Annotated in this window: 18 protein-coding genes and 3 pseudogenes; 1 reads left to right on the top strand and 20 read right to left on the bottom strand. The window is 58.2% G+C overall.

Annotation, left to right across the window (positions count from 1 at the left end; genetic code table 11):
• Positions 1 to 70: 70 nt before the first annotated feature.
• From SD70_RS27945 to mntR, 15 genes and pseudogenes are all read right to left on the bottom strand, one after another.
• On the bottom strand, positions 71 to 1,420 hold the full coding sequence (locus SD70_RS27945; protein WP_197081207.1) for a HAMP domain-containing sensor histidine kinase: 1,350 nt from the start codon (positions 1,418 to 1,420) through the stop codon (positions 71 to 73).
• Entirely contained in the window at positions 1,369 to 1,908 is a 540-nt protein-coding gene (locus SD70_RS37235) for a hypothetical protein (RefSeq protein ID WP_197081206.1), read from the bottom strand. The genes SD70_RS27945 and SD70_RS37235 overlap by 52 nt, the downstream gene beginning before the upstream one ends.
• Position 1,909: 1 nt before the next feature.
• Positions 1,910 to 2,622: pseudogene (locus tag SD70_RS27940) on the bottom strand (response regulator transcription factor).
• A 6-nt stretch (positions 2,623 to 2,628) separates the two neighbouring features.
• Positions 2,629 to 3,888: a cytochrome c biogenesis protein CcsA gene (gene ccsA, locus SD70_RS27935; RefSeq protein ID WP_041051681.1), complete on the bottom strand. Its 1,260-nt coding sequence runs from the start codon at positions 3,886 to 3,888 to the stop codon at positions 2,629 to 2,631.
• On the bottom strand, positions 3,885 to 5,549 hold the full coding sequence (gene resB, locus SD70_RS27930) for a cytochrome c biogenesis protein ResB (RefSeq protein ID WP_041051679.1): 1,665 nt from the start codon (positions 5,547 to 5,549) through the stop codon (positions 3,885 to 3,887). The genes ccsA and resB overlap by 4 nt, the downstream gene beginning before the upstream one ends.
• Positions 5,550 to 5,564: 15 nt before the next feature.
• Entirely contained in the window at positions 5,565 to 6,092 is a 528-nt protein-coding gene (gene resA, locus SD70_RS27925; protein WP_041051677.1) for a thiol-disulfide oxidoreductase ResA, read from the bottom strand.
• 83 nt (positions 6,093 to 6,175) lie between these two features.
• Positions 6,176 to 6,922, bottom strand: a complete 747-nt coding sequence (locus tag SD70_RS27920; RefSeq protein WP_041051675.1) for a pseudouridine synthase — start codon at positions 6,920 to 6,922, stop codon at positions 6,176 to 6,178.
• A gap of 19 nt (positions 6,923 to 6,941) precedes the next feature.
• Entirely contained in the window at positions 6,942 to 7,283 is a 342-nt protein-coding gene (locus tag SD70_RS27915; protein WP_041051674.1) for a hypothetical protein, read from the bottom strand.
• A gap of 81 nt (positions 7,284 to 7,364) precedes the next feature.
• Complete coding sequence (locus tag SD70_RS27910; protein WP_041051672.1) at positions 7,365 to 7,898, bottom strand: spore maturation protein; 534 nt, start codon at positions 7,896 to 7,898, stop codon at positions 7,365 to 7,367.
• Positions 7,899 to 7,905: 7 nt separating this feature from the next.
• The gene (locus tag SD70_RS27905) at positions 7,906 to 8,604 is read right to left on the bottom strand and encodes a nucleoside recognition domain-containing protein (protein WP_082053717.1); all 699 of its coding nucleotides are present in this window, start codon (positions 8,602 to 8,604) and stop codon (positions 7,906 to 7,908) included.
• Positions 8,601 to 9,830 (bottom strand): D-alanyl-D-alanine carboxypeptidase family protein, encoded by a 1,230-nt coding sequence (locus tag SD70_RS27900; RefSeq protein ID WP_082053716.1) that lies wholly within the window; start codon positions 9,828 to 9,830, stop codon positions 8,601 to 8,603. The genes SD70_RS27905 and SD70_RS27900 overlap by 4 nt, the downstream gene beginning before the upstream one ends.
• 119 nt (positions 9,831 to 9,949) lie before the next feature.
• Positions 9,950 to 11,080, bottom strand: a complete 1,131-nt coding sequence (locus SD70_RS27895) for an HD-GYP domain-containing protein (protein WP_331436851.1) — start codon at positions 11,078 to 11,080, stop codon at positions 9,950 to 9,952.
• 84 nt (positions 11,081 to 11,164) lie between these two features.
• Positions 11,165 to 12,229 carry a patatin-like phospholipase family protein gene (locus SD70_RS27890; RefSeq protein ID WP_082053715.1) on the bottom strand — a complete coding sequence of 355 codons (1,065 nt, stop codon included), beginning with the start codon at positions 12,227 to 12,229 and terminating at the stop codon, positions 11,165 to 11,167.
• Between the two features lie 206 nt (positions 12,230 to 12,435).
• Positions 12,436 to 13,434: a sigma-70 family RNA polymerase sigma factor gene (locus SD70_RS34120; protein WP_156158234.1), complete on the bottom strand. Its 999-nt coding sequence runs from the start codon at positions 13,432 to 13,434 to the stop codon at positions 12,436 to 12,438.
• A 357-nt stretch (positions 13,435 to 13,791) separates the two neighbouring features.
• Positions 13,792 to 14,217 (bottom strand): transcriptional regulator MntR, encoded by a 426-nt coding sequence (gene mntR / locus SD70_RS27880; RefSeq protein WP_041051694.1) that lies wholly within the window; start codon positions 14,215 to 14,217, stop codon positions 13,792 to 13,794.
• A gap of 250 nt (positions 14,218 to 14,467) precedes the next feature.
• Here mntR and splB point away from each other — a divergent pair, with 250 nt between their 5' ends.
• Positions 14,468 to 15,529 carry a spore photoproduct lyase gene (gene splB / locus SD70_RS27875; RefSeq protein ID WP_041051671.1) on the top strand — a complete coding sequence of 354 codons (1,062 nt, stop codon included), beginning with the start codon at positions 14,468 to 14,470 and terminating at the stop codon, positions 15,527 to 15,529.
• A 63-nt stretch (positions 15,530 to 15,592) separates the two neighbouring features.
• On the opposite strand, the pseudogene SD70_RS27870 reads toward splB, so the two are convergent.
• The 5 genes and pseudogenes from SD70_RS27870 to metG form a co-directional block, all read right to left on the bottom strand.
• Positions 15,593 to 16,304 (bottom strand): annotated as a pseudogene (locus SD70_RS27870) (cytochrome c biogenesis CcdA family protein).
• A gap of 46 nt (positions 16,305 to 16,350) precedes the next feature.
• Positions 16,351 to 17,160, bottom strand: a complete 810-nt coding sequence (locus tag SD70_RS27865; protein WP_041051669.1) for a metal ABC transporter permease — start codon at positions 17,158 to 17,160, stop codon at positions 16,351 to 16,353.
• A gap of 13 nt (positions 17,161 to 17,173) precedes the next feature.
• Entirely contained in the window at positions 17,174 to 17,989 is an 816-nt protein-coding gene (locus SD70_RS27860; RefSeq protein WP_052487970.1) for a metal ABC transporter ATP-binding protein, read from the bottom strand.
• Positions 17,990 to 18,063: 74 nt separating this feature from the next.
• Complete coding sequence (locus SD70_RS27855; RefSeq protein WP_041051667.1) at positions 18,064 to 19,026, bottom strand: metal ABC transporter substrate-binding protein; 963 nt, start codon at positions 19,024 to 19,026, stop codon at positions 18,064 to 18,066.
• A gap of 457 nt (positions 19,027 to 19,483) precedes the next feature.
• Positions 19,484 to 21,496: pseudogene (metG, locus tag SD70_RS27845) on the bottom strand (methionine--tRNA ligase).
• Positions 21,497 to 21,616 lie beyond the last annotated feature (120 nt).

Here is a 21,616-nt window from a genome sequence, read left to right as displayed (position 1 = left end):
TTCCGTTTTCAACAAAAACAGGGCGTTTCTTGCCGGATGCGGCACGAAACGCCCTGTTTTGGCTTTGCGGTTAAACGGGAATGCGGATGGAAAATGTCGTCCCGTGCCCGGGAGCGCTGCGCACGGAAACCGTCCCTTGGTGAGCGTCCACAATGTTTTTCACGATGGCGAGACCTAGTCCGGTTCCTCCCGACGTGCCGCGCGTCCGCGCCTTGTCGGCTTTGTAAAACCGTTCGAACACGTACGGGACATCCTCCGCGGGGATGCCCTGCCCTTCGTCCTCGACCTCGAGCATTACGGCCGGGCCGGTGCCGGGGATCGACGAGCGCTCGGCGCGAATGCGGATCGACGCCCCGCCCGGCGTATGGCGGAAGGCGTTGTCGAGCAAATTCGTCAGCACTTGCTCGAGCCGGTCTTCGTCAGCATGCGGCAGCTCGAGCGGCGTGTCCGGCAGCAGGGTGCTGAGCTGCACTCCCTGCTCTTTCGCCAGCGCCGCAAATTTGCGGTGCATCCGCTTCACGAGCCCCGATACGTCGACGTGGCGGAAGTTCATTTCGAGATGGCCTGCCTCCATTCGCGCCAAATCGAGCAAATCGCGGACGAGCCGGCCCATGCGCAGCGACTCGTCGTAAATGACTTGCGCCAGCTCCTTGCGCTCCTCCGGTGTCGCGGCGATGTCGTCCAGCAGCGCTTCGCTGTACCCTTGCAGCATCGAGAGCGGAGTGCGCAGCTCGTGCGAGACGTTGGCGACGAAATCTTTGCGGAGCTTGTCGAGGCGGTGCTCCTCCGTAACGTCGCGCAGCACGGCAACTGCACCGCGCACCCCTTCCCACGAATAGAGGGGCGTCATGACGACGGACCAGACGCCGTTCTGCACGTGCAGCTTGGCTACATTTTCCTGCGCGCCCGTAACGACCGTCTCGAACAGCGGCTGCAGCGGCTCCGGAATTTTCAGGCTGCGCGCCGCCGGCGGCACCGATTCGCCCGGCAAAGCCGACCATTGAATCGCGCTCCATTCGCGCACGAGCCGCTCCCCTTGCGGGTTGGCCAAGATCACATTGCCGCCTACGTCGAGCGTGATGACCGCGTCCGTCATACTGCCGAGCACGCTTGTCAAATGCTCCTTCTCGTTATGCAGCGCTTGAATCGTCTCCAGCAGCTGATCGCCCATCCGGTTGAACGTACGCGCCAGCTCGCCGATCTCGTCGCTTGACATGATCGGCACCCGCGAGCCGTATTCGCCGCGGGCAATGAGCTCCGCCGCTTTGTTCAGCTGATTGAGCGGCCTCGTAATGCGCGAGAACAAAAAGAACGCGAAAAACGTCGTCATCAGAAAGCCGATGAACGAGACGTAAGCGAACAGCCGCATCACATAAAATTGCGTGTCTTCCAGCGAGCGCAGCGACTGGTACAACACCATGGCGCCGAGCGCTGCACCGCTGCTGCCGCGAAGCGGGACGCGACAGCCAGGTAGGCGGAGCCTCGGTTCAATATGCCGTCTCCGGTCGACGGCAAATTGCGGTCAAGCCGCTTTCCCGCCACGACGGACCGGAGCTGCTCCGGAGTGAAGAAGTCGCTGGCCCGGAACATCGCCAGCCCGTCGTCCGCCGCTTGCGGCGAGGCGACCAGCTTCTCCTCGAGATCGGGAGTGACGACGATCATGCGCGCGTCCTCGAAGCTGAGCATCTCGTTCGCCAGCTCGTAAAACGTGTCGTTGCCAATGTGGCGCGCCGCTTCGGCCGCTATTTTGTCCGCGAGCTTGTACAAGTTCGGCTTCTGGTCTTGCGCCTGGGCGAAATAGGCGGTCAAATATTGATTGAGAAAAAGGCCCAAGATCAACAGAACGACCGCTACGAGGCCGATGATCGTGAGCCATAGCTTACCGACGACAGTACGAAATATGATCACGTTACTTCGGCACCTCAAGCTTGTAACCGACGCCCCAGACGGTCGTAATCATGGCGGCCGCCTCCGGCGACACCTTGTTGAGCTTCTCCCGCAGCCGCTTCACGTGCGTATCGACAGTGCGCAAATCGCCGAAAAACTCGTAGTTCCAGACGTCCTTAAGCAGCTCCTCGCGCGAAAACACTTTGTCCGGCGAGACGGCAAGATAGTGCAGCAGCTCGTATTCCTTCGGCGTGAGCGCGACCTCTTGCCCGGCAGCCGTGACTCGGTGCGCGTCATGCTCGATGACAAGATTCGGGAACACGATGTTGTTGCTCGAGCTGACGTCCTTGTGCAAAAAGGCCGTCGCCGACGAGCGGCGCAAAATCGCCTTGACGCGATAAATGACTTCGCGCGGCGAAAACGGCTTGACGACGTAGTCGTCGGCACCGACCTCGAACCCTTGCACCCGGTTCGTCTCCTCGCCCCGCGCGGTCAGCATAATGACCGGCGTCGCCTTCGCCTGGCGCAGCCGCGAGCACACTTCGATGCCGTCCATGCCCGGCAGCATCAGATCGAGCATGACGAGATCGTAGTCTTTTTCCATCGCGAGGCGAAGCGCGGACTCGCCGTCCTCCGCCTCGTCTATGGCGTAGCTTCTTTCTCGAGATACATCCTGAGGAGCCGCCGGATGCGCTCTTCGTCGTCCACGACCAAAATGTTCGATTTAGGTTCCATTTCGAATCACACCCCCGCATAGGAATGCAAGCCGGCGATGACGAGATTTACGCCGACAAGCGTAAACATGACGATAAGAAAGCCGATGACCGACAGCCACGCCGACCTTTTGCCAAGCCAGCCGCGCGATAAGCGCAAATGCAGGAACGCCGCGTAAAAGAGCCACGTGATGAGCGCCCACACTTCCTTCGGGTCCCAGCCCCAGAAGCGCCCCCACGCCTCCTGCGCCCAAATCATGGCGAAAATGAGCGCCCCAAGCGTGAAGATCGGATAGCCGATCGCAATCGCCCGGTAACCGATCTCATCGAGATCGTCCGGGTCCATTCCTTGCAGCAGCGGCGAAATGGCGGCGCCGAGCGGCTTCCGGGCGATGAGGCGGAGCACGCCGTACAGCACGACTCCGCCGAGCAGCGACCAGACGACGGTGTTCAGCTTGCGCCCCGCGTTCGCCCCTTCCATCCACGACGGCGCTTCGAACAGCGGCTTCGACATGCCGAGGAACGGCGTCATTTGCACCGTTTCCGCCCCGTTCGGCGCAAAAATCGGCGGCAGCACGTAGTCGACCTTCTGCGTCACTTGCTGCTGCGCCCCGGATTTGTCGGTGACGAGCGTCTGCTGCGCGAACTGCGCTTTGTAGCCGGCCGCGTTAAAGCCGAAGACAGCGCTGACGAAAGCGATCAACGTCACGATTACAAACAGCGTGCATTCGACGCCGCGCCGCTCCTTGCGCGCCGCAGCGGCGTCCGATTGGTAGTCGACAGTGCGCAGCAAGTACATGAGCCCGCCGGCGAAGCCGACCGCGAAAAACGCTTCGCCGGTCGCCGCCGTCGTCACGTGAATTTTGAGCCAGTAGCTTTGCAGCGCCGGGATGAGCGGCTGCACCTCGCTCGGAAACACGGAAGCGTAAGCGACGATAATAATCCCGACAGGCATGGCGAACATGCCGAGCACCGGCGTCCGGTAGATGAGGTATACGATAAGAAAAGCGCATATGACCATCATGCTGAGGAACGTCATGAACTCGTACATGTTGCTTGTCGGGATGTGGCCTCCCTCGGCCCAACGCGTAAAGAAATAGACGAGCTGGGCGGCGAAGCCGATGACGGCGAGCGCGAAGCCGGCCTTGCCCCAGCGCCGCTGGTGCGCTTCCGGATCGCGGCCGCTCCACCGTTTGCCCGCCAGCGCCAGCACGAACACGAGGAAGGAAACGTTGTATATAATAAACGCGATGAGCAAGCTTGTACTGCTAAGCGATCCCAGATTCAAGCGCGATTCCCCCTTGTTTCAAGCGACTTGGGCGCTACGGCGATGCCGTTCTTGCCTAAAGCGCCGGCAAGATCGGCACGCAGCCCGTACCAGTTTTTGTTCGTATGCGCGCCAATGGCGAGGCGCCTGCCGTCGATGCGCAGCCAGATGCGCCGGTGCTGCCAGTAAAAGCCCATAATGAGCCCGATCATGGAAATGGCCGCGCCCGTCCAAATGTAGGGCATCGCCGTATCGACGCGGATATTGAGGTAGCTCGTATAGGAAGCGATTTTGACGTCTTGCATCGAGCCGACCGAAATGTCGAACTGCTGGCCCAGCGCACCGTTAATCTCCTGCTCGTGGAACTGCGCCTTGTCGATTTGCCGGGCGAAGTATAAATAAGGCGCGCCGCCTGCCGGAAGCCCCGGCCCCGTCACCTGGAAAATGAACGCCGGAGCTTTCGGGTCGTTGGACTTCGTCATCGGCAGCCCTTTGTCGTCAAGGCCGAAATCCGGATAAAACCCTTTCACTTTCAGCGTGTACGGACCGACGCGGTACGTGTCGGCCGGCTTCGTCATCGACAGCTCGAACGAGCCGTATACCTCTCCGGTTTGCCTGTTCTTCAGGCTGGGCTTCAAAGATAAAATCATCGGCGTTTCGCGGTAATCGAACTGGTACGCCTTGAGGCCTTTGTAGTCGAGCGGCTTGTTCACTTCGATGCGCTGCCGGTGCACTTCGCTCAGCTTCGGCTGCGGCCCCGCGCAATCCGCCGTGCAGCGGTACAGGACGGCGTCGGTCGCATACAGCTTCGGCACGATCCGGTCGCGGGCGCCAAACTCCGGCGTCATTTCGTCCTGCTTGTAAAAATCGACGGAAAACTTTTCGTTCAAGAGCCAGTAATCGGTATTCGGAATGCGCGTCGGCTGCCCTTCCACGAAACCGACGTACTGGTCCATACTCCAGCCGGGAATGCTGCGCATCAGCACCCCGAGCAGAAATATGATCAGGCCGATATGGTTAATGTACGGCCCCCAACGACTGAACCGGTGCTTCTCGGCCAGCATGGCGCCCCCGTCTTCGCCGACGTGGATGCGGTAGCCTCTTTTCCGCAGCGTTTGTGCCATCCCGCCCAGCCAGGACGCTTCGTCCTGCTGTTCCGGAACGACACCGTCAAACGCTACGCGCTGCCGCAGCAAGAAGCTGTGGTGCTTGCGCAGCTGCTGCTTGGACAAAGCCCGGTACAGCGGCAGCACCCTGTCCAGCGAGCAGATGACGAGCGATGTGCCGATCATGAACAGGAGGGCGATAAACCACCACGAGCTGTACGTACGCGACAACCCGAGCCGGTAATAAATGTCGCCGAGCGTCCCGTACGTCTGCTTGTAATACACGGCCGGATCCAGGTTCAGGAACGTCGTTTCCTGCGGGTAAATCGTGCCGAGGGCGGCGCCAAGCAGTGTGATGATAATAAGCCATACGGCGATTTTGACCGACGAGAAGAAGTTCCAGATGCGGTCCAGCCACGTCGGATTTTGCTTCTGCGAACGTCTGGCGACCCCGTCGTAGCGCATTTCCAGCGTCGCCGCCGAGCCGTCGTCCTCTATCGGCTTGCCGCACGATTCGCACAGCACAGTGCCGACCGGGTTCTGGTGCCCGCATTCGCACTTCGTATTCGTGATCATGATGTTCCTTCAGCCTCATTTCTTGACTAGCTCCGCGAGCGCGCTTTCGATAAACGCATCGTTCATTTCGCCGACTTGCTTTTTGGCGATGCGGCCGTCGGGAGCGATGAAAAACGTGGTCGGATACTCGCTGACGCCGTACTGTTTGCGCACGGCCTGATCCTGGTCGAGCCATACCGGCAGCGTCAGCTTGTACTGGTCGAGGAAGCCGCGCACGGTAATCGCATTCTCGCCGATATTCGAGCCGACGTATTCGACGCCCTGCGCCTTCCACTTGTCGTACTGCCGCTGCAGCGCCGGCATTTCGCGTTTGCACGGCTCGCAGTACGTGCCCCAGAAGTTCAGAATGACCGTCTTGCCCTTCAGTTCCGACAGCTTGTGCGTTGCTCCGTCTAGGCCTGCCAGCGCGAAATCCGGCGCTTTGTCCCCGACCTGCGGATATTTCGCCGGACCGGCCGACAAATTGCTGACGATCGTAAACAAGCCGATCAAGGCTATAACGGCGAGTATAACGAGCTGTATCGTACGGTTGCGCGCCTTCACGGCAGTTCACCTCGCTGCATGTCCTGCTTCCGATTTGTGACGAAAATCACTAATCCTATTATAGCGAAGACCGGGCTTCGCCCTTATTCGCCTTTTTGAATGTTTTGTGTCGAGAGCGCCGTTTCCCGCAGCAGCTTCACTTCGTCCGCACGGAGGTGGCGGAACTTGCCGCGCGCAAGGCCGCTCAGTTCGATCGGGCCGTATTGGACGCGCTTCAGCCGCACCACGGGAAAATGGACGGCCTCCAGCATGCGCCGCACTTGCCGGTTGCGCCCCTCGCGAATCGTAATCGACAGCACCGTTCGCTTGTTCTCGGGATCGACATCGACGTACTCCACCTCGGCCGGAGCGGTCATGCCGTCTTCCAGCTTCACGCCGCTGCGGAGCTTGTCCAGCACGGTGCCGTGCGGCACGCCTTCGATCGTGGCGTGGTACGTGCGCGGCACGTGATATTTCGGATGCGTCAACAGGTTCGCCAGCTCTCCGTCGTTCGTCAAAATGAGCAGGCCCTCCGTGTCGTAATCGAGCCGGCCGACCGGAAACACCCGCTCCTTGATCCCGTGCAAAAAATCAGTCACCACTTTGCGCCCGCCCGGGTCGGACACGCTCGTGATGACGCCCTTCGGTTTGTGCAGCAGCACGTATACTTTAGACTGTCCGCTGATCGGCTTGCCGTCGACTTTAATGACATCTTTCGCCGGATCGACTTTGACGCCGAGCGCCGTTACGGTCTGACCGTTCACTTCCACCCGCCCGCTGGCGATGAGTTCTTCGCTCTTGCGCCTGGACGCTACTCCCGCTTCGGCGAGCACTTTTTGCAATCGTTCCATGTGGATGGTTCACCTCACCTCAATGATAACCATCCTGATGGGAAATCACAAGCTCGCCCCATGGAAAACGCCACCCCGGACACGTATCGTTGTGCGCTTGCCAATCGGCGGGCGCAAACCCGTGCCGCTCGGAGAGCGCCTGCAGCAGCTTTTGCACGACGAACAGCTGCTCCCGCCGCTCCGCGGGCAGCGGCGCGGGCATGGCGGCGAAGTCGCCTTCGACGCACACGTGAATGTAGTCGGGCGACGTCGGCTCAAAGCCCGGAATGACGGCGCCGCCGGTTGTAACGTAGAAATCGTAGCCTTTGCCGTTGATGGAGGGACATACGGAATGGTGAAAAACTACGCCGGCATACGGCATGCAGACCACCTCGACTGATGGGACTGCTAGCAGTGTAGTCGCGTCCGGGGAACGGTTCGCGGCAAGATCGTGCGGGAAAGATCAGGTGAAGACGAGGTAGCAGACGACGATCGAGGCAATGAAGCCGATAAGGTCGGATACGAGGCCGACCTTCAGCGCGTAGCTCGCCTTGCGGATACCGATCGCGCCGAAATAGACGGTTATGACGTACAGCGTCGTGTCGGTGCTGCCCTGCACCGTTGAGGCGATGCGGCCGATCATGGAATCGGGCCCGAACTGCCTGATCAGGTCGGTCGTGAACGCAAGCGAACCGGCACCGCTGATCGGCCTCAGTATCGCCAGCGGCAGCACCTCGCTCGGGACGCCGATGCGGCTCAGCAGCGGCCGCATCCAGCCGAGCATAAGCTCCATCGCACCGGAGGCGCGAAAGATGGAAATGGCCACCATCATCCCGACGAGGTGGGGAATAATTTTGATCGCCGTATCGAAGCCGTCCTTCGCTCCGTCGACGAACGATTCGTAGACGGGCACTTTGCGGTATGCCGCATAAAGCGGAATAAAGACGATGATGACGGGAATCGCCCAAGCGGAGATCAGGCTGACGACAGCATACACGGCGGCCTCATCCTTTCTCTGACGTCGTAACGGTTCGCACGGGGCTGTTCGGCGGCCGGGAACGCCCCTCCCGCTTCGCCCCTTCTCCCCCGCGCTGGGGCGGAGAAGGGGGCGGAGCCGGGGGCCTCCGGGAATGTACGCGCCGGTACCAGCGGTCGATGATGATCGCTCCGCCGGTGGAGACGATGGTAGCGAGCAGCGTCGTGCCGACGATTTCCGCCGGATTCATCGAATCGTAATTCATCCGGATCGCGATTAGCGTCGTCGGAATGAGCGTAATGCTGGCGGTGTTGAGGGCGAGCAGCGTGCACATCGCCGGGCTGGCCACGTCTTTGTTCGGATTCAGCTTTTGCAGCTCCTGCATCGCCTTGATGCCCATCGGCGTTGCGGCATTGCCGAGGCCGAGGATGTTCGCGCTCATGTTGGACATGATGTAGCCTACCGCAGGATGGTCCTTCGGCACGCTCGGGAACAAAAAGCGGACGATCGGACGGAGCAGAACGGCGATTTTTTGCAGCAGTCCGGCATCCTCCGCGATGCGCATCACGCCGAGCCAGAACACAAGGATCGAAATCAAGCCGAAGCATACCGTCACGCCGCTCTTGGCTCCGTCCAGCGCCGCTTTCGTAACGGCTTCGATGTTGCCGTTCGCGGCCGCTACGACGAAGCCGATCACGATGAAGAACAGCCATATCCAGTTAATCATCGCTGCTCCCACCTGCCTAGCGCCTCGGTGTCGAACAGCGAGCGAATCGTTACCCGCAGCGCAAATGCCAGCCGCTCCCAGCCTGTGGCGCCTACAGCCACCACCTCCGTGCCGAAGGCGGTGCGGTCCGGCTCAAGCAGCCGGGCGTCGTTTTTCACGTAGATCGGCACCGATCCGATTTTGCGGCCTGCCAAGTAATATTCCAGCGTCCCCAATTCGCCGAGGCGGTACGCAGCCGAACGCGGGCTGTTCGGCGAAAATTTGTGCGATAGCGAAGTTTGCTCGCCCGCCATGAACGGATAGTAGAACGAAGCGCCTGCCGCGCCTTGCGGCCCTTCCCCGCTCTCGCCCTCGCTATCCCGCTGGCCGGCTCCGGGCAAATCGACGAGATCGCCTTTGGCAATGACGCGCTCCAGAGGAAAGTTCGCAAAGCCGTAATTGAGCAGCCTCGCATGATCGTTCCAATCGTCGGGATCGTTCAGCGTCACGACGGCGAGCTGGCGGCCGCCGCGCGTCGCCGACGAAGCGAGGCAGCGCTTGGCCAGCTTCGTATAGCCCGTCTTTACGCCGTCTGCGCCGTCGTACAGCGACAGCATCTTGTTTTTGTTTTTCCATTTGTAGTCCCACGGCTCGTTCGGATTCGGAGCGGTTTTCATCTTCGTCTTGACGATTTCGCGGAACGTCGGATTTTTCATTGCGTAGGCGACGAGCCGCGCCATATCGTTCGCGGTGGAATAATGCTCGTTTTGGTTAAGCCCCGTCGGATTACGGAAATTCGTATGGTCCATCCCGATCAGCTTCGCCTTCTCGTTCATCATATAGGCGAAGCCTTCCACCGAGCCGCCGACGTGCTCGGCGATCGCCGTCGCCGCGTCGTTGCCGGAGCGCAGCATCATGCCGTACAGCATGTCGCTCAGCTTCATTTCTTCGCCAAGCTGCAAATAAATGGACGAGCCTTCCTTCCTGTACGCGTTGCTGCCGACTTTGACCTTGTCCGACAAATTGCCGTGCTCGATAGCGACGATGGCCGTCATAATTTTCGTCAGACTGGCAATGAGCATCGGCTTGTCGCCTTGCTGCGAATACAGCAGCCTGCCGCTCGTCACATCGATGAGCGCCGCCGCTTCGGCGCGGGTCGTGATGGCGGGAGCTGCGCCGGCGCCGGCCGGCAGCCACAAGGCGGCTGCGATCGTGAGCGCCAGCCCGAGAAGCATCGCTCGGTTCATGTTGGTCCTCCCCTTGTCCTGCATATGGTACAAGTATATGCAAGGGCCGAGGGAGTATGTCGCCATATCCATAACGAAGCGCCGCACCCGTTCCGGGCCGGCGCATCGCCAAAGCATCGTTATGCCAATTCGACTTGATCGATCATGACGGTAAGCTGTTTGGTCAAATCCACTTCGTAAGGCTGGCTGATCCGCCGGTTATGTTCGTCCGTCAGCACCCGTACAACGGGCCGCTGCGGCGCCGAAGGATTGATGTCGGTGACGACTCCCTTCACCCCGGTGTTGAGCTTTACGGTGACGCCGATCGGATAAATGGCCACGTTGTCGCGGAAAAAAGCAATCTTTTTCGTATCGTACAGCGTGCCGGCGCCGGTGAACAAAATTTCCATCGCCTGATGCGGAAGCATCGCACGGCGGAACGAACGGTGCGTCGTCATCGCGTCGTAGCTGTCGGCGATGGCGATCCATTTGGCATAATCGTGAATTTCGCCGCCCTTTATGCCGCGCGGATACCCGCTGCCGTCGATCCGCTCGTGATGCTGAAACGCGCAATGGGCGGCGATGAGCGGCATGTTGGGCTCATCCTTCAGCATTTTGTAGCCGTATTCCGTATGCTTCTTGATCTCCTCGTACTCGTCCGGCGACAGCGGACCCGGCCGCTGCAGCAGCTGCCAGTTGATTTTCGTCTTGCCGATATCGTGCAGCAGCGAGCCGAGCCCGATCACCATCAGCTCTTCGCGGTTAAACCCGTTCGCCATGCCGAGCATGACCGTGTAAATGCTTACATTCAAAGAATGCTGGTAAACGTAAGTGTTCAGGACGTTCATGTTCATCAGCATGATCAGCGCGCCGCGGTGGCCGGAAATGTCGTCGATGATCATTTTCATCAAGTCGCCGAACGTTTTGCCCAAAGTCGGGGCGCGCGAAAACTTTTTCTTCGCCGTCGCCTCCATGAACAGGCCGAAATGCGTGCGAATTTCGGTAAGCGCTCTTCGCTTCGTTTCATCGGACAGCACGTCTTCCACTTCAACGTCTTCGGTATCGGGATCTTCTATGTATAAGTAATCGACGCCGAGCTGCTGCAGCCTGTTGATAAGCGATTGGCTCAGTTCAACATGGCGCCCGAGCAGAATGACACCCTCTTCGTTAAAAATCGGTTTCGCCAGCCGCATGCCCGAAACGCAAGATGTAGTAGGCAATAGCCGCATAATGATTTCATCTACCTCTTTTCCGATGAACCCTATCAACATGATACGGTAATCCGGGAAAAAGAGCAATAAAATCGTTGCCGATTGTAGTTCCGAAGTCCCGAAAAATTTTCCGCAAAATAGGTCTTACGAAATTCGCTTATTCGTCCCGCCTGTCCGGATGACGGGAGCCCGCGCCGGCGGAGGATCGGGCTGCCGCGGCGGCGGATCGTTTTCCGCTGCCGGACCCGGCGGGGTGCGGGCGACATATTTGGCGTAATCGGCTTCGTACATGTCGTGGGACCAGCGGGTAAAAAACTTCCCTGCGCTGTCGCGGCCCGCGTCGAACAGCTCCGCGCTTTGCTCGGGAGTAATGTCGAACTGCGTGACGCGCACGCCGTGCGTCGGAATTTTGACCGTGCGGAACCGGTTCGCCTCGTCGATATAGCGGTCATCGTGGGCGTCCATCATCGTCGCGAACAGCGCCGTCAGCATGGCGATCGGGCCGCGGATTTGGCGTACCCTCTGGTTCGTCCGGCCGACGAGCTGAAAGCCGATCGTAGGACGATGCGGGCCGGGATCGGTCTGCTGGTCGAACAGCCAGAGCGGAAAATTGCTGAGCAGCCCGCCGTCGACGATATACAAATAGTCGCTTTCCTCTTTGCTCCGCTGGACGTGAGGCTGGCGGGGGCGCTTGATGATGACCGGATCGAAAAAGTACGGAATGCTCGAGCTCATCCGAACCGCCTTGGCGATCAAAAACTTGGCCGGATCGATGCCGTATTGGGCGATGTCGTCGGGCAGGACGAGCAGCTTGCCGCGCGATATGTCGGAGGCGATGATCCGCAGCTGGCCCGGCTGCAAATCGCCGAACGTGCGGACGCCCCGCGCCGCCAGCTTTTGCAGCACCCAATATTCGAGCGCTTCGCCGGAGTACAGCCCTTTTTTGAGCAGCAGCCGCGCGGCTGGCCCAATAAAGCGGGTGTTGTAAATCGGGGCCCGCTTCAAAAAGTTGCGAAACGGCATATCGATGATCATGCGCTTCATCTCTTCGCCCGTATAGCCCGCGGCGAGAAACGCGGCGATGATCGAGCCGGACGACGTGCCGGCCACCCGGTCGAATTCGAAGCCACGCTGCTGTGCGGCGTCGACCGCTCCGGCCAGCGCAACCCCTTTGACCCCCCCGCCCTGAAACACTCCGTTGATTTTCAATGGCCATCACCCCTTCGCCGGTACGTATCACTGTGTCTATATGCCTGTTAGGCTCGTTCTTATGAATATAAAATAAAAAGGCTCTTTTCGAAAATATTGTTGCTCTGACTAAATGCGATTTTAACATAACAGAAAACCCACCAGTAAATGGCGGATTCTGTTATGTTATTCAAGTATCGTTCCCGTCGTTAAGCTCTCGTCTATGCTCAATCGTTTGATCTATTATTACTTTCAAACGCAGGTGCAAAATAATCAACCATTATTCGGTTACCTGCAGGATCTTTCATTTGAAAACTCTTCCCGCATGCGCCGCGATCCAGTATGTCTGTAACTTCCACACCTTTTTGTTTAAGAAACTTATGGTATTCTTCGATATCAGGTGAACCAATCATCATAACGGCTGTCGAGTCGTAACTCCGATTGAATTGAATAGGGTGGGAAGCGCATCCGAACTCACACAAAATTATTTTCAAATATCCTGGGCGTTCGAGCGACCAAATATCACCTTTATGGGTGATTTTATATCCGAGGAACTTTTCATACCATTCAGCCGACTGTGCCAAATCAATCGCAGGGATGTAAACTACAACCACACCTTGAAGTCGTTCTAATACTCTACGCTCGAATGCTTCGTCAACTTTATTTTTTATTAATGTTTCTTCGATCAATGATATCAACTCCAATTTTAATTTTTCCTTTGCCCTTCTAAGGCGGCTTTCGGTGGAGCTTACGGAGATATTTAAAAACTTGCTAATCTCCCTAGTATTAAATCCGCTCATAAAGTAAAGAATTGTGACCTGTCGATATTTTTCTTCCAGGGAGTATAAAGCATTCCATACTGTTTTCGCTCTCTCGCGTATTTCAATCGTTTCTTCAGTAGACAATGGATCAGGAACATGATCAATAGCTTGTAACGTTGTTATTGGTTTGTTCATCTTCCTAATCCAGTCAATACTTAGCCGTTTTGTAATTGTAAATAACCAACTGCCGAACTTCCCCCTTTCCTCTAGACAATTCAGATTGTTCCATGCCTTAACAAATGCTTCCTGAGCAATGTCTTGGGCTAAATGGAAATCACCGAGAAGACTGAATGCCGTTGAGTAAACTGCGTTAGAGTATTTTCTAACTAAAGCAGAAAATGCATCTACGTCTCCCTGACACGCACAATCAACAAGCATTCGTTCTTCATCAAGCAATAATCCCACCTCAACAATTCCCTACGGTATATAGACGTAATGAAAGTCAAAAAACGGTCAAATAAGAATGGATTTTAAAATATTTTCTTTTCTAACAATGAATATCCTTTTGGATCATGAAAAGGTGTTAAACTAAACGAACGTACGGGTGAGAATACGGTTTTTTTGCAAGACTCAAGCACTATTGCACGTTTTTGCGATTTCTTGCTCATCTGTTTGTGTAACTCTAAGAAGCGCAAAAATAATGCAAACTAATGTTCCCATTCATTATAACTGAGAGGGAACTTAGCAACAATCTTTACGAAAAGAGCCAATAAAAAAACATCCGCACGCAGGCGGACGTTGTATCGGCGAGAACTATAACGGTCAGCTGTCGGCGTCAAGCTCGCTGCGAATCATGCGCAGCTCTTGCAGCCGGTTCGCGTCGCGCTGAAAATATTCGACGAGCGTCTCGATGCACGTGATGGAGTCCCAGCTCAGATGGTGCTCGATGCCCTCCACGTCCTTGTAAATGTTTTCGCCCTGCACGCCGATCATCGTCAAAAACTGCTCGAGCAGCGCATGGCGGTCGACGAGCCGCTTGCCCATCTTCTTGCCTTTCGACGTCAGCACGAGGCCGCGGTATTTTTCGTACACCAAATAGTTGTCCTTGTCCAGCTTCTGAATCATTTTGGTCACGGAGGACGGATGAACTTCGAGTCCCTCCGCAATGTCGGAGACGCGCGCATAGCCTTTCTCGTCGATCAGTTTATAGATGCGTTCCAAGTAATCTTCCATGCTAGGCGTTGCCATGCGCGTTCCCCCTACCTCGTCCGAACTTTCGGCCTCTTCGTATGATACCTTTTCCCGTCCTTTCGCGCAAGTGCGAACGGCTGCGCAAACGAAAAACTTGCCGCCTTGCGCACGCGTCCGGCATGCACCGCCGACGCCGGCAGCGCAGCTTGAAACAGCAATTTCCACGGTTAGCCGCCCGGCGGCGCAAGCCATACTACGGCGAGACGGACCGTACACTACCACCGTTCGCGAAAGGAGTCGGCAGACAATGGCCACGACCACAGCTGAGCGGCCTGCCCGCAGCACCCCCGCGTTCGCGCCGGATCTCGTGTATTTCGAGCCGGATGCGCTTGAGTACCCGAAGGGACGGCGCATTTACGATTGGGCCAAGTCCGAAGGCCTGGAAATCCGCATGACGACGTCGCACAACCGCATCACGAATTTGCCGGGCGACACCGAACTGGAGAAATACCGGATGGCCAAACGGACGCTTGTCGTCGGCATCCGCAAAACGCTCGACTTCGACCAATCGAAGCCGTCGGCGGAATACGCCATCCCGATCGCGACCGGTTGTATGGGCCACTGCCATTACTGCTACTTGCAAACGACGCTCGGGGCGAAGCCTTACATCCGCGTATACGTCAACACCGGCGATATTTTGAAAAGAGCCAAGCAGTACATTGAACAACGCGCTCCCGACATTACCCGTTTCGAAGCGGCGTGCACATCCGATCCTGTAGGCCTCGAGCACATCAGCGGCTCGCTCAAAGAATACATCGAGTTCATGGCGGAAGAACCGCTGGGCCGGCTCCGCTTTGTGACCAAATACCATCATGTCGAGCCGCTGCTGGACGCCAAGCACGGAGGCCATACCCGCTTCCGCTTCAGCGTTAACGCCGATTACGTGATCAAGCATTTCGAGCCAGCGACGTCCACCTTCGCGGAACGGATTGAAGCCGCGGGCAAAGTGGCGCGCGCCGGATATCCGCTCGGCTTCATCATCGCCCCGATCATTTGGCACGACGGGTGGGAGCAAGGCTATGCCGAACTGCTCGAGAAGCTGCAAGTTTCGCTCCCGCCGGAAGCAAGCGAAGACCTGACCTTCGAGATGATCCAGCACCGCTTTACGAAAACGGCCAAGCGCGTCATCGAGCAGCGCTACCCGAAAACGAAGCTGGAAATGGACGAGGAGAAGCGCAAATACAAATGGGGCCGCTGGGGCCAGGGCAAATACGTTTACCCGGACGAGCGGGCGGCTGTTTTGCGGGAATTTATCACGGAGCGTATTTTCGAGCGGTTTCCGCAGGCCAAGATCGAGTACTTCACCTAGTATATGCAAAACGGCGCCGAGCCCGCGAATAGGTCTCGGCGCCGTTTTGCGTTCGGGCGCTGATTAAAATTTGAGCCAGCTCGGCGTTTGCGCATTGAGCCAGATCGTAATATGCGTCATCCGGTCGGTATAGAGCAGCACGGCGATGACGAGCATGACGGCGCCGCCCGCTTTCATCATCGCATTCGAGTAGCGCAGTATCCATCTCGTCGAGCTGATGAAGAACGACAGCACGAAGAACGGGACGGCGAAGCCGAGCGTGTAAGCGGTCGTCATGGCGAACCACTGTCCCGACTGGGTGGCGGTGAACGCGGAAATCGCCGTAAGGATCGGCCCGATGCACGGCGACCAGCCGGCGGCGAAGCCGAGGCCGACGAGCACCGAGCCGAGGTATCCGGCCGGCCGCCATTTGAGCTGCAGCTTGCGCTCCTTCATGAGCCAGTGGGGCTGGAACACGCCGAGCAGGAAGAGGCCCATCACGAGCATGAGCACGGCCGCCAGCTGCCGGAGCAAGCCGCGGTACTCGACGAAACGGAGCCGACGATCCCGCTCCGATGCCGAGCGTATAAAAAATGATGGAGAAGCCGACGATGAAGCACAGCGTATGCAGCATCGTATGGCGACGCTCCGCCCCGCTCGTCTTCCCCGAGCGCAGCTGCTGGGCGGAAATGCCGGTCAAATACGACAAGTACGACGGATACAGCGGCAAGCAGCACGGCGAAATGAAGGAAAGAAAGCCGGCCCAGAGGGCGATTCCGATATTGACGTTCGACATAGTGTTCAGAAGTCCTCCGCTATTTGGCTTGCGTTGAGGCTGCCGGTCAGGCGCGGCGGCGCAAGCCCATTTTGAACGTAAGCGTGCCGATCAGAAGAACGATCAGCGTCAGCACGACGGTAGCGCCCGGCGCCAAGTCCCATACCCCGGCAACGACGAGCCCGATCATGACGGCTACTTCCGAATACAGCACCGCCATCCCGACCGAGTGGCGGAAGCTGCGGCCGACGACTAGCGAGCAGGCGACCGGAATCGTCAGCAGCGCCGAGACGAGCAAGGCGCCGACGATTTTGATGCTGACGCTGATGACGAGCGCGGTCAGCATCGTCACGGCGATGTTGTAGGCGCGGACGGGCAAGCCGCTGACGCTCGCCGCCTCCTCGTCGAAAAACATAAGAAAAAATTCTTTGAAATGCAGGCAGATGACGATGAGCACAAGCGCACTGACGCCGCCGACGACGGCGATGTCGGCCGTATCGAGCGTATAGACGCTGCCGAAAAAGTAACTCATGACGTTCATGTTAAACCCTTTGCCGAGCGTAAACAAGAGCGTTGCCAAAGCGACGCCGCCGGACATGATGATGGCGATCGACAGCTCGGCATAAGTGCGGTACGTCTTGCGCAGCTGCTCGATGGCGAACGACGCCAGCAGCGCGAACAGTAGGCCCGTGCCGAGCGGGTACACGTTAATCAGGAAGCCGAGCGCGACGCCGGCTATCGAGACGTGCGCCAGCGTGTCGCCGATCATCGACAGGCGCCGCAGCACAAGGAACGTGCCCATGAGCGGCGCGGTGAGCCCGATGAGTATGCCGCCGATCAGAGCACGCTGAAAAAAAGGTTCGAGAAAAATGTCCACTGGGGTGCGCTCCTTACGTTACTTCCATCATTTCGCGCATGCCGCCCGGCCGTTCGATCGAGTGCGACAAATTCGTCTCGCCGCAATCTTCCGGGGCGTGCGTATGCTTGACGTAAAACTTCAGCTTGCCGGCGCTTTGCACCGGCTCGCTTCCGAGATACGCCTCCATCATTTCCATGTCGTGCGACACCATCAGGAACGTAATGTGATGATGCTCGTGCATATGCCGGATCAGCTGAAAAAAGCCTTGCTGCGTCTCGGCGTCGATGCCGACCGTCGGCTCGTCGAGAATGAGCAGCTGCGGACTGTTCACAAGCGCCCTGGCGAGAAACGCCCGCTGCTGCTGCCCGCCCGACAATTGGCCGATGCGGCGTCCGGCAAGATCGGCAATGCGCATGACATCGAGCGCGTCGTCGATTTTGCGCCGGTCGCTGGCCCCAAGTTTGCGGTACAGCCGCTTGCGGCCGTACAGCCCGGACTCGACGATCTCCCGCACCGTTGCCGGAAACAGCGGATTGAAGGCGTTCTTCTGCGGCACATAGCCGATCCGGTCCCAGTCCTGGAACTTAGAGATCGATTGCCCGAACAGGCGGATGTCGCCCGACGTCGGCTTCAGCAAACCGACGAGCAGCCGCAGCAGCGTCGTCTTGCCGGCTCCGTTCGGGCCGATCAGGCCGACGAAATCGCGTTCGAGAACGGTGAACGTTAAATTGTCGATCACATTTTTATGCTCGTACAGGAACGACAGCCGGTCGATTTCCACGATCCGGTTATGGCAGGACGGTTGACCGACGGCGGCTGCGGTTGCGGTTTCGGTTGCGGATTCCATTGGCAGCATGGCATCTCCTTTGTCGGGCGCGTTTATCAGAGCGGTTAGGCGTTCATACAGGCAGTGGGTTAGTGCTATTGTAACGCTTGAACAAGGTGCTGTAAATTCGTCTCCATGACCGAGAAGTAATCTTGGCCGGCCTTCTGCTGTTGTTCCGTCAGCCCCTCCAACGGATTCAGCACCGCTGTGCCGACGCCGGCGTCTTTGGCAAGCGTCTTCGCCAGCTTGTCGGAGACGAGCTCTTCGAAGAAAATCGTCTTCACGTTGTTTTGCTTGATAAAGTCGTTGATCTTCTTCATTTCCTGCGCGGTCGGCTCGGCGTCGGGGGCAAGGCCCATGATCGGCATTTGCGTCAAACCGTAATCGCGGCACAAGTAGCCGAACGCCTGGTGAGAGACGACGAGCTGCTTTTGCTTGACGCCGCCTAGCTGCTGCTTGTATTTCGCGTCGAGCGCATCGAGCTTCGAGGCGAAATTGGCGTAATTCGCTTCGTAGTCCTGTTTGTGGGCAGGGTCCGCTTGGATGAACGCTTGCTTGATATTGGCGCCGATGATTTTGGCGTTCGCCGGGCTAAGCCAGATGTGGGGATCCGCCCCCGGCTTGCTTTCGCCCGCTTCGCCGCCGTCCTTGACGTCGTGCCCGTCGTCTTCCGCCGCCTGCAGCAGCGGTACGCCTTTGCCTGCTTCAACGACGACCGGGCCATCCGCTTTGAGCGTCTTCAAAGCATTGTCCGCCCAGCCTTCGAAGCCGATGCCTTCATACACGAACACTTGAGACCGCCCCAGCAGCTGCAAATCGCGGCTCTTCGGCGACCAGTCGTGCGGCTCGACGCCGGCCGGCACCAAGTTCACGACATGGACGTGGTCCCCGCCGATTTTCGTGGCGAAGTCGTACAAAGGATAAAAGCTGGCGACAACGTTCAATTTATGAGGATCCAGCTGCCGGTCAACCGTCTGCGAGCAGCCGCCGAGCAGCGCGGCGGCAATGATAAGCGCTGCCGCGGCGATTGCGGCGAAGCGAAATTTGCGAATGAACATCGTGGCACCTCACGTCGTAATCGTAATGTTTATTATTTGCGATTTCGATTATACGGGCGGCCGCCGAATGCGTCAATAACAAATTCGAAAAAATTACGATTAAATAAGTTTTGCATGAACTGCGTCACAGTTGCAGGAGGAGCTGCAAACTGCTTTTGCAAGTGCTTTCTGAGCAGCTGCAAAGACGGTTTCCCGCCAATAGACTGCTGCAAGTGCCATCTAAAGCAGCTGGAGAAGCCCGACGAAGCCGTTTCCCTGCCAAAAACGCATCTGCAAGTGCTGATCAGAGGCAACTGCAAAGACGGTTTCCCGCCAGTCGCCTGCTGCAAGTGCCTCAAAAGCAGCTGGGGCATTCCGACGCTGTGCGCAGCATCCAAAAGTAACCGCCCCACAAGCACAATTTGCTTGCGGGGCGGCCTTTAGAAAGCATACGGCTCGTAAATGGCAGGGGCGGCTATTACTTGACGACCGCGCCGTTCGGCATGTCGTCCGGCACCGTCGCCAGCGTCAGCTTGTCGCCTTGCGACGCAGCGAGAATCATGCCCTGCGACAGCTCGCCGCGCAGCTTCGCCGGCTTCAGGTTGGCGACGACAATCACTTTGCGCCCGACCAGCTCTTCCGGCTTGTAGTGCTTGGCGATGCCCGAGACGACTTGGCGCGTCTCGTAGCCGAGATCAAGCTGCAGCTTCAGCAGCTTGTCGGCGCCCTTGACGGGCTCGCAGGCGAGCACCTGCGCGACGCGCAGCTCCACCTTGCCGAAATCGTCGATGCCGATTTCGGCTTTCGCCTCGGCGGCCGCTTCCGCTGCGGCCGCTCCGCTTGCGGCGGCGCTGCGCTGCCGCCGCCCGCCTCCGGCGCAGCCGCTGCCGCGCCAGGCGCCGGCGCGGCGCCGCCCATCGATTGCGCGATATGCGCAATCTCGGCTTCTACGTCGAGCCGCGGGAACAGCGGCTCCTGCTTTTGCACCTTCGTGCCGCTCGGCAGCAGGCCGAAGGTGCGCGTGCTGGCGAGACTCGTCAGCTCGCCCGCCTCGACTCCCGAGCCGACGCCCAAATTTTCTGCGGCGTCTGCGTCATGAACGGCTGCAGCAGCACCGACACGATGCGCTGCGCTCCATAAGTGCGTACATGACCGAGCCGAGCGCCGGGCGGGTCGCGTCATTTTTCACGAGCATCCACGGCTGCGTTTCGTCGATGTACTTGTTGGCGCGCCCGATGAGCGCCCAAACGGCCGCGAGCGCCTGCGAAAACTCCATCCGCTCCATATGCTCCTCGTAGCGCTTCACCGTATCTTCGGCCGTCGCCATCAGCGATGCGTCGAATTCCGTAGAACCCGGCTTAAACTCCTGCACGACGCCGCCGAAATACTTATCCATCATGACGATCGTCCGGTTCAGCAAATTGCCGAGGTCGTTCGCCAAATCGTAATTGATCCGCTCCACGAAGCTTTCCGGCGTAAACGTTCCGTCAGCCCCGAACGGCACTTCCCTCATCAAGTAATAGCGCAGCGGATCGAGCCCGTAGCGGTCGATGAGCGTCACCGGGTCGACGACGTTGCCTTTCGACTTCGACATTTTGCCGTCCTTCATGAGCAGCCAGCCGTGGGCAAACACTTTTTTCGGCAGCGGCAAGCCGAGCGCCATGAGCATGATCGGCCAATAAATCGTATGGAACCGAACGATTTCCTTGCTCATCAGATGGACGTCCGCCGGCCAAAACTTGCGGAACATCGAATCGTCGTCCGAGCCGTAGCCGAGCGCCGTAATGTAGTTCGACAAAGCGTCGATCCATACGTACACGACGTGCTTCGGGTTGCCCGGCACCGGGATGCCCCAGTCGAACGTCGTCCGCGAAACGGCGAGATCCTCGAGACCCGGCTTGATGAAGTTGTTGATCATTTCGTTTTTGCGCGATTCCGGCTCGATGAACCCGGGGTTTTCCTCGTAATACTGGAGCAAACGATCGACGTACTTGCTCATGCGGAAAAAGTAGCTTTCTTCCTCCACCCATTCGACAGGCCGCCCGCAGTCCGGACATTTGCCGTCAACCAGCTTGCTCTCGGGGAAAAACGCTTCGTCCGGCGTACAGTACCAGCCCGCGTATTTGCCGAGATAAATGTCGCCCTGGTCGAGCAGCTGCTTGAAAATTTTCTCGACCGCCCGCTCGTGCCGCTCGTCGGTCGTGCGGATGAAATCGTTGTACGAGATGTCGAGCTTCTTCCACAGCTCTTTGATGCCGACAACGATGTCGTCGACAAACTGCTGCGGCGGCACGCCTTTCTCCTGCGCTTTGCGCTCGATCTTTTGCCCGTGCTCGTCCGTTCCGGTCAAATACCAGACGTCGTAGCCGCTCAGCCGCTTGTAGCGGGCCATCACGTCGCCCGCCACCGTCGAGTACGCATGCCCGATGTGCAGCTTGTCGCTCGGATAATAGATCGGCGTCGTCAAATAAAACGTTTTGTTGTCAGCCACAATGTTTCACTCCTGTTCATCAAAAATCGGGTAGGAGGCTACCCATTAGTTGAGTAGCCGACCTCCCACACCACCGTACGTACCGTTCGGTATACGGCGGTTCCTTAGTTCACGCAGTTA

The organism is Gordoniibacillus kamchatkensis, assembly GCF_000829455.1.
Taxonomy (GTDB): domain Bacteria; phylum Bacillota; class Bacilli; order Paenibacillales; family NBRC-103111; genus Gordoniibacillus; species Gordoniibacillus kamchatkensis.
This window is presented reverse-complemented; position numbering and strand designations above follow the sequence as displayed.

Excerpts from the sequence above, each read along its gene's own strand:
- resB (WP_041051679.1), bottom strand. The coding sequence starts at position 5,549 with ATGATCACGAATACGAAGTGCGAATGCGGGCACCAGAACCCGGTCGGC.
- SD70_RS27860 (WP_052487970.1), bottom strand. The coding sequence starts at position 17,989 with ATGGAATCCGCAACCGAAACCGCAACCGCAGCCGCCGTCGGTCAACCG.
- SD70_RS27920 (WP_041051675.1), bottom strand. The coding sequence starts at position 6,922 with ATGGAACGATTGCAAAAAGTGCTCGCCGAAGCGGGAGTAGCGTCCAGG.
- SD70_RS27895 (WP_331436851.1), bottom strand. The coding sequence starts at position 11,080 with ATGTTGATAGGGTTCATCGGAAAAGAGGTAGATGAAATCATTATGCGG.
- splB (WP_041051671.1), top strand. The coding sequence starts at position 14,468 with ATGGCCACGACCACAGCTGAGCGGCCTGCCCGCAGCACCCCCGCGTTC.
- SD70_RS27945 (WP_197081207.1), bottom strand. The coding sequence starts at position 1,420 with ATGGTGTTGTACCAGTCGCTGCGCTCGCTGGAAGACACGCAATTTTAT.
- SD70_RS27855 (WP_041051667.1), bottom strand. The coding sequence starts at position 19,026 with ATGTTCATTCGCAAATTTCGCTTCGCCGCAATCGCCGCGGCAGCGCTT.
- mntR (WP_041051694.1), bottom strand. The coding sequence starts at position 14,217 with ATGGCAACGCCTAGCATGGAAGATTACTTGGAACGCATCTATAAACTG.
- SD70_RS27915 (WP_041051674.1), bottom strand. The coding sequence starts at position 7,283 with ATGCCGTATGCCGGCGTAGTTTTTCACCATTCCGTATGTCCCTCCATC.
- SD70_RS27905 (WP_082053717.1), bottom strand. The coding sequence starts at position 8,604 with ATGATTAACTGGATATGGCTGTTCTTCATCGTGATCGGCTTCGTCGTA.
- SD70_RS27900 (WP_082053716.1), bottom strand. The coding sequence starts at position 9,830 with ATGAACCGAGCGATGCTTCTCGGGCTGGCGCTCACGATCGCAGCCGCC.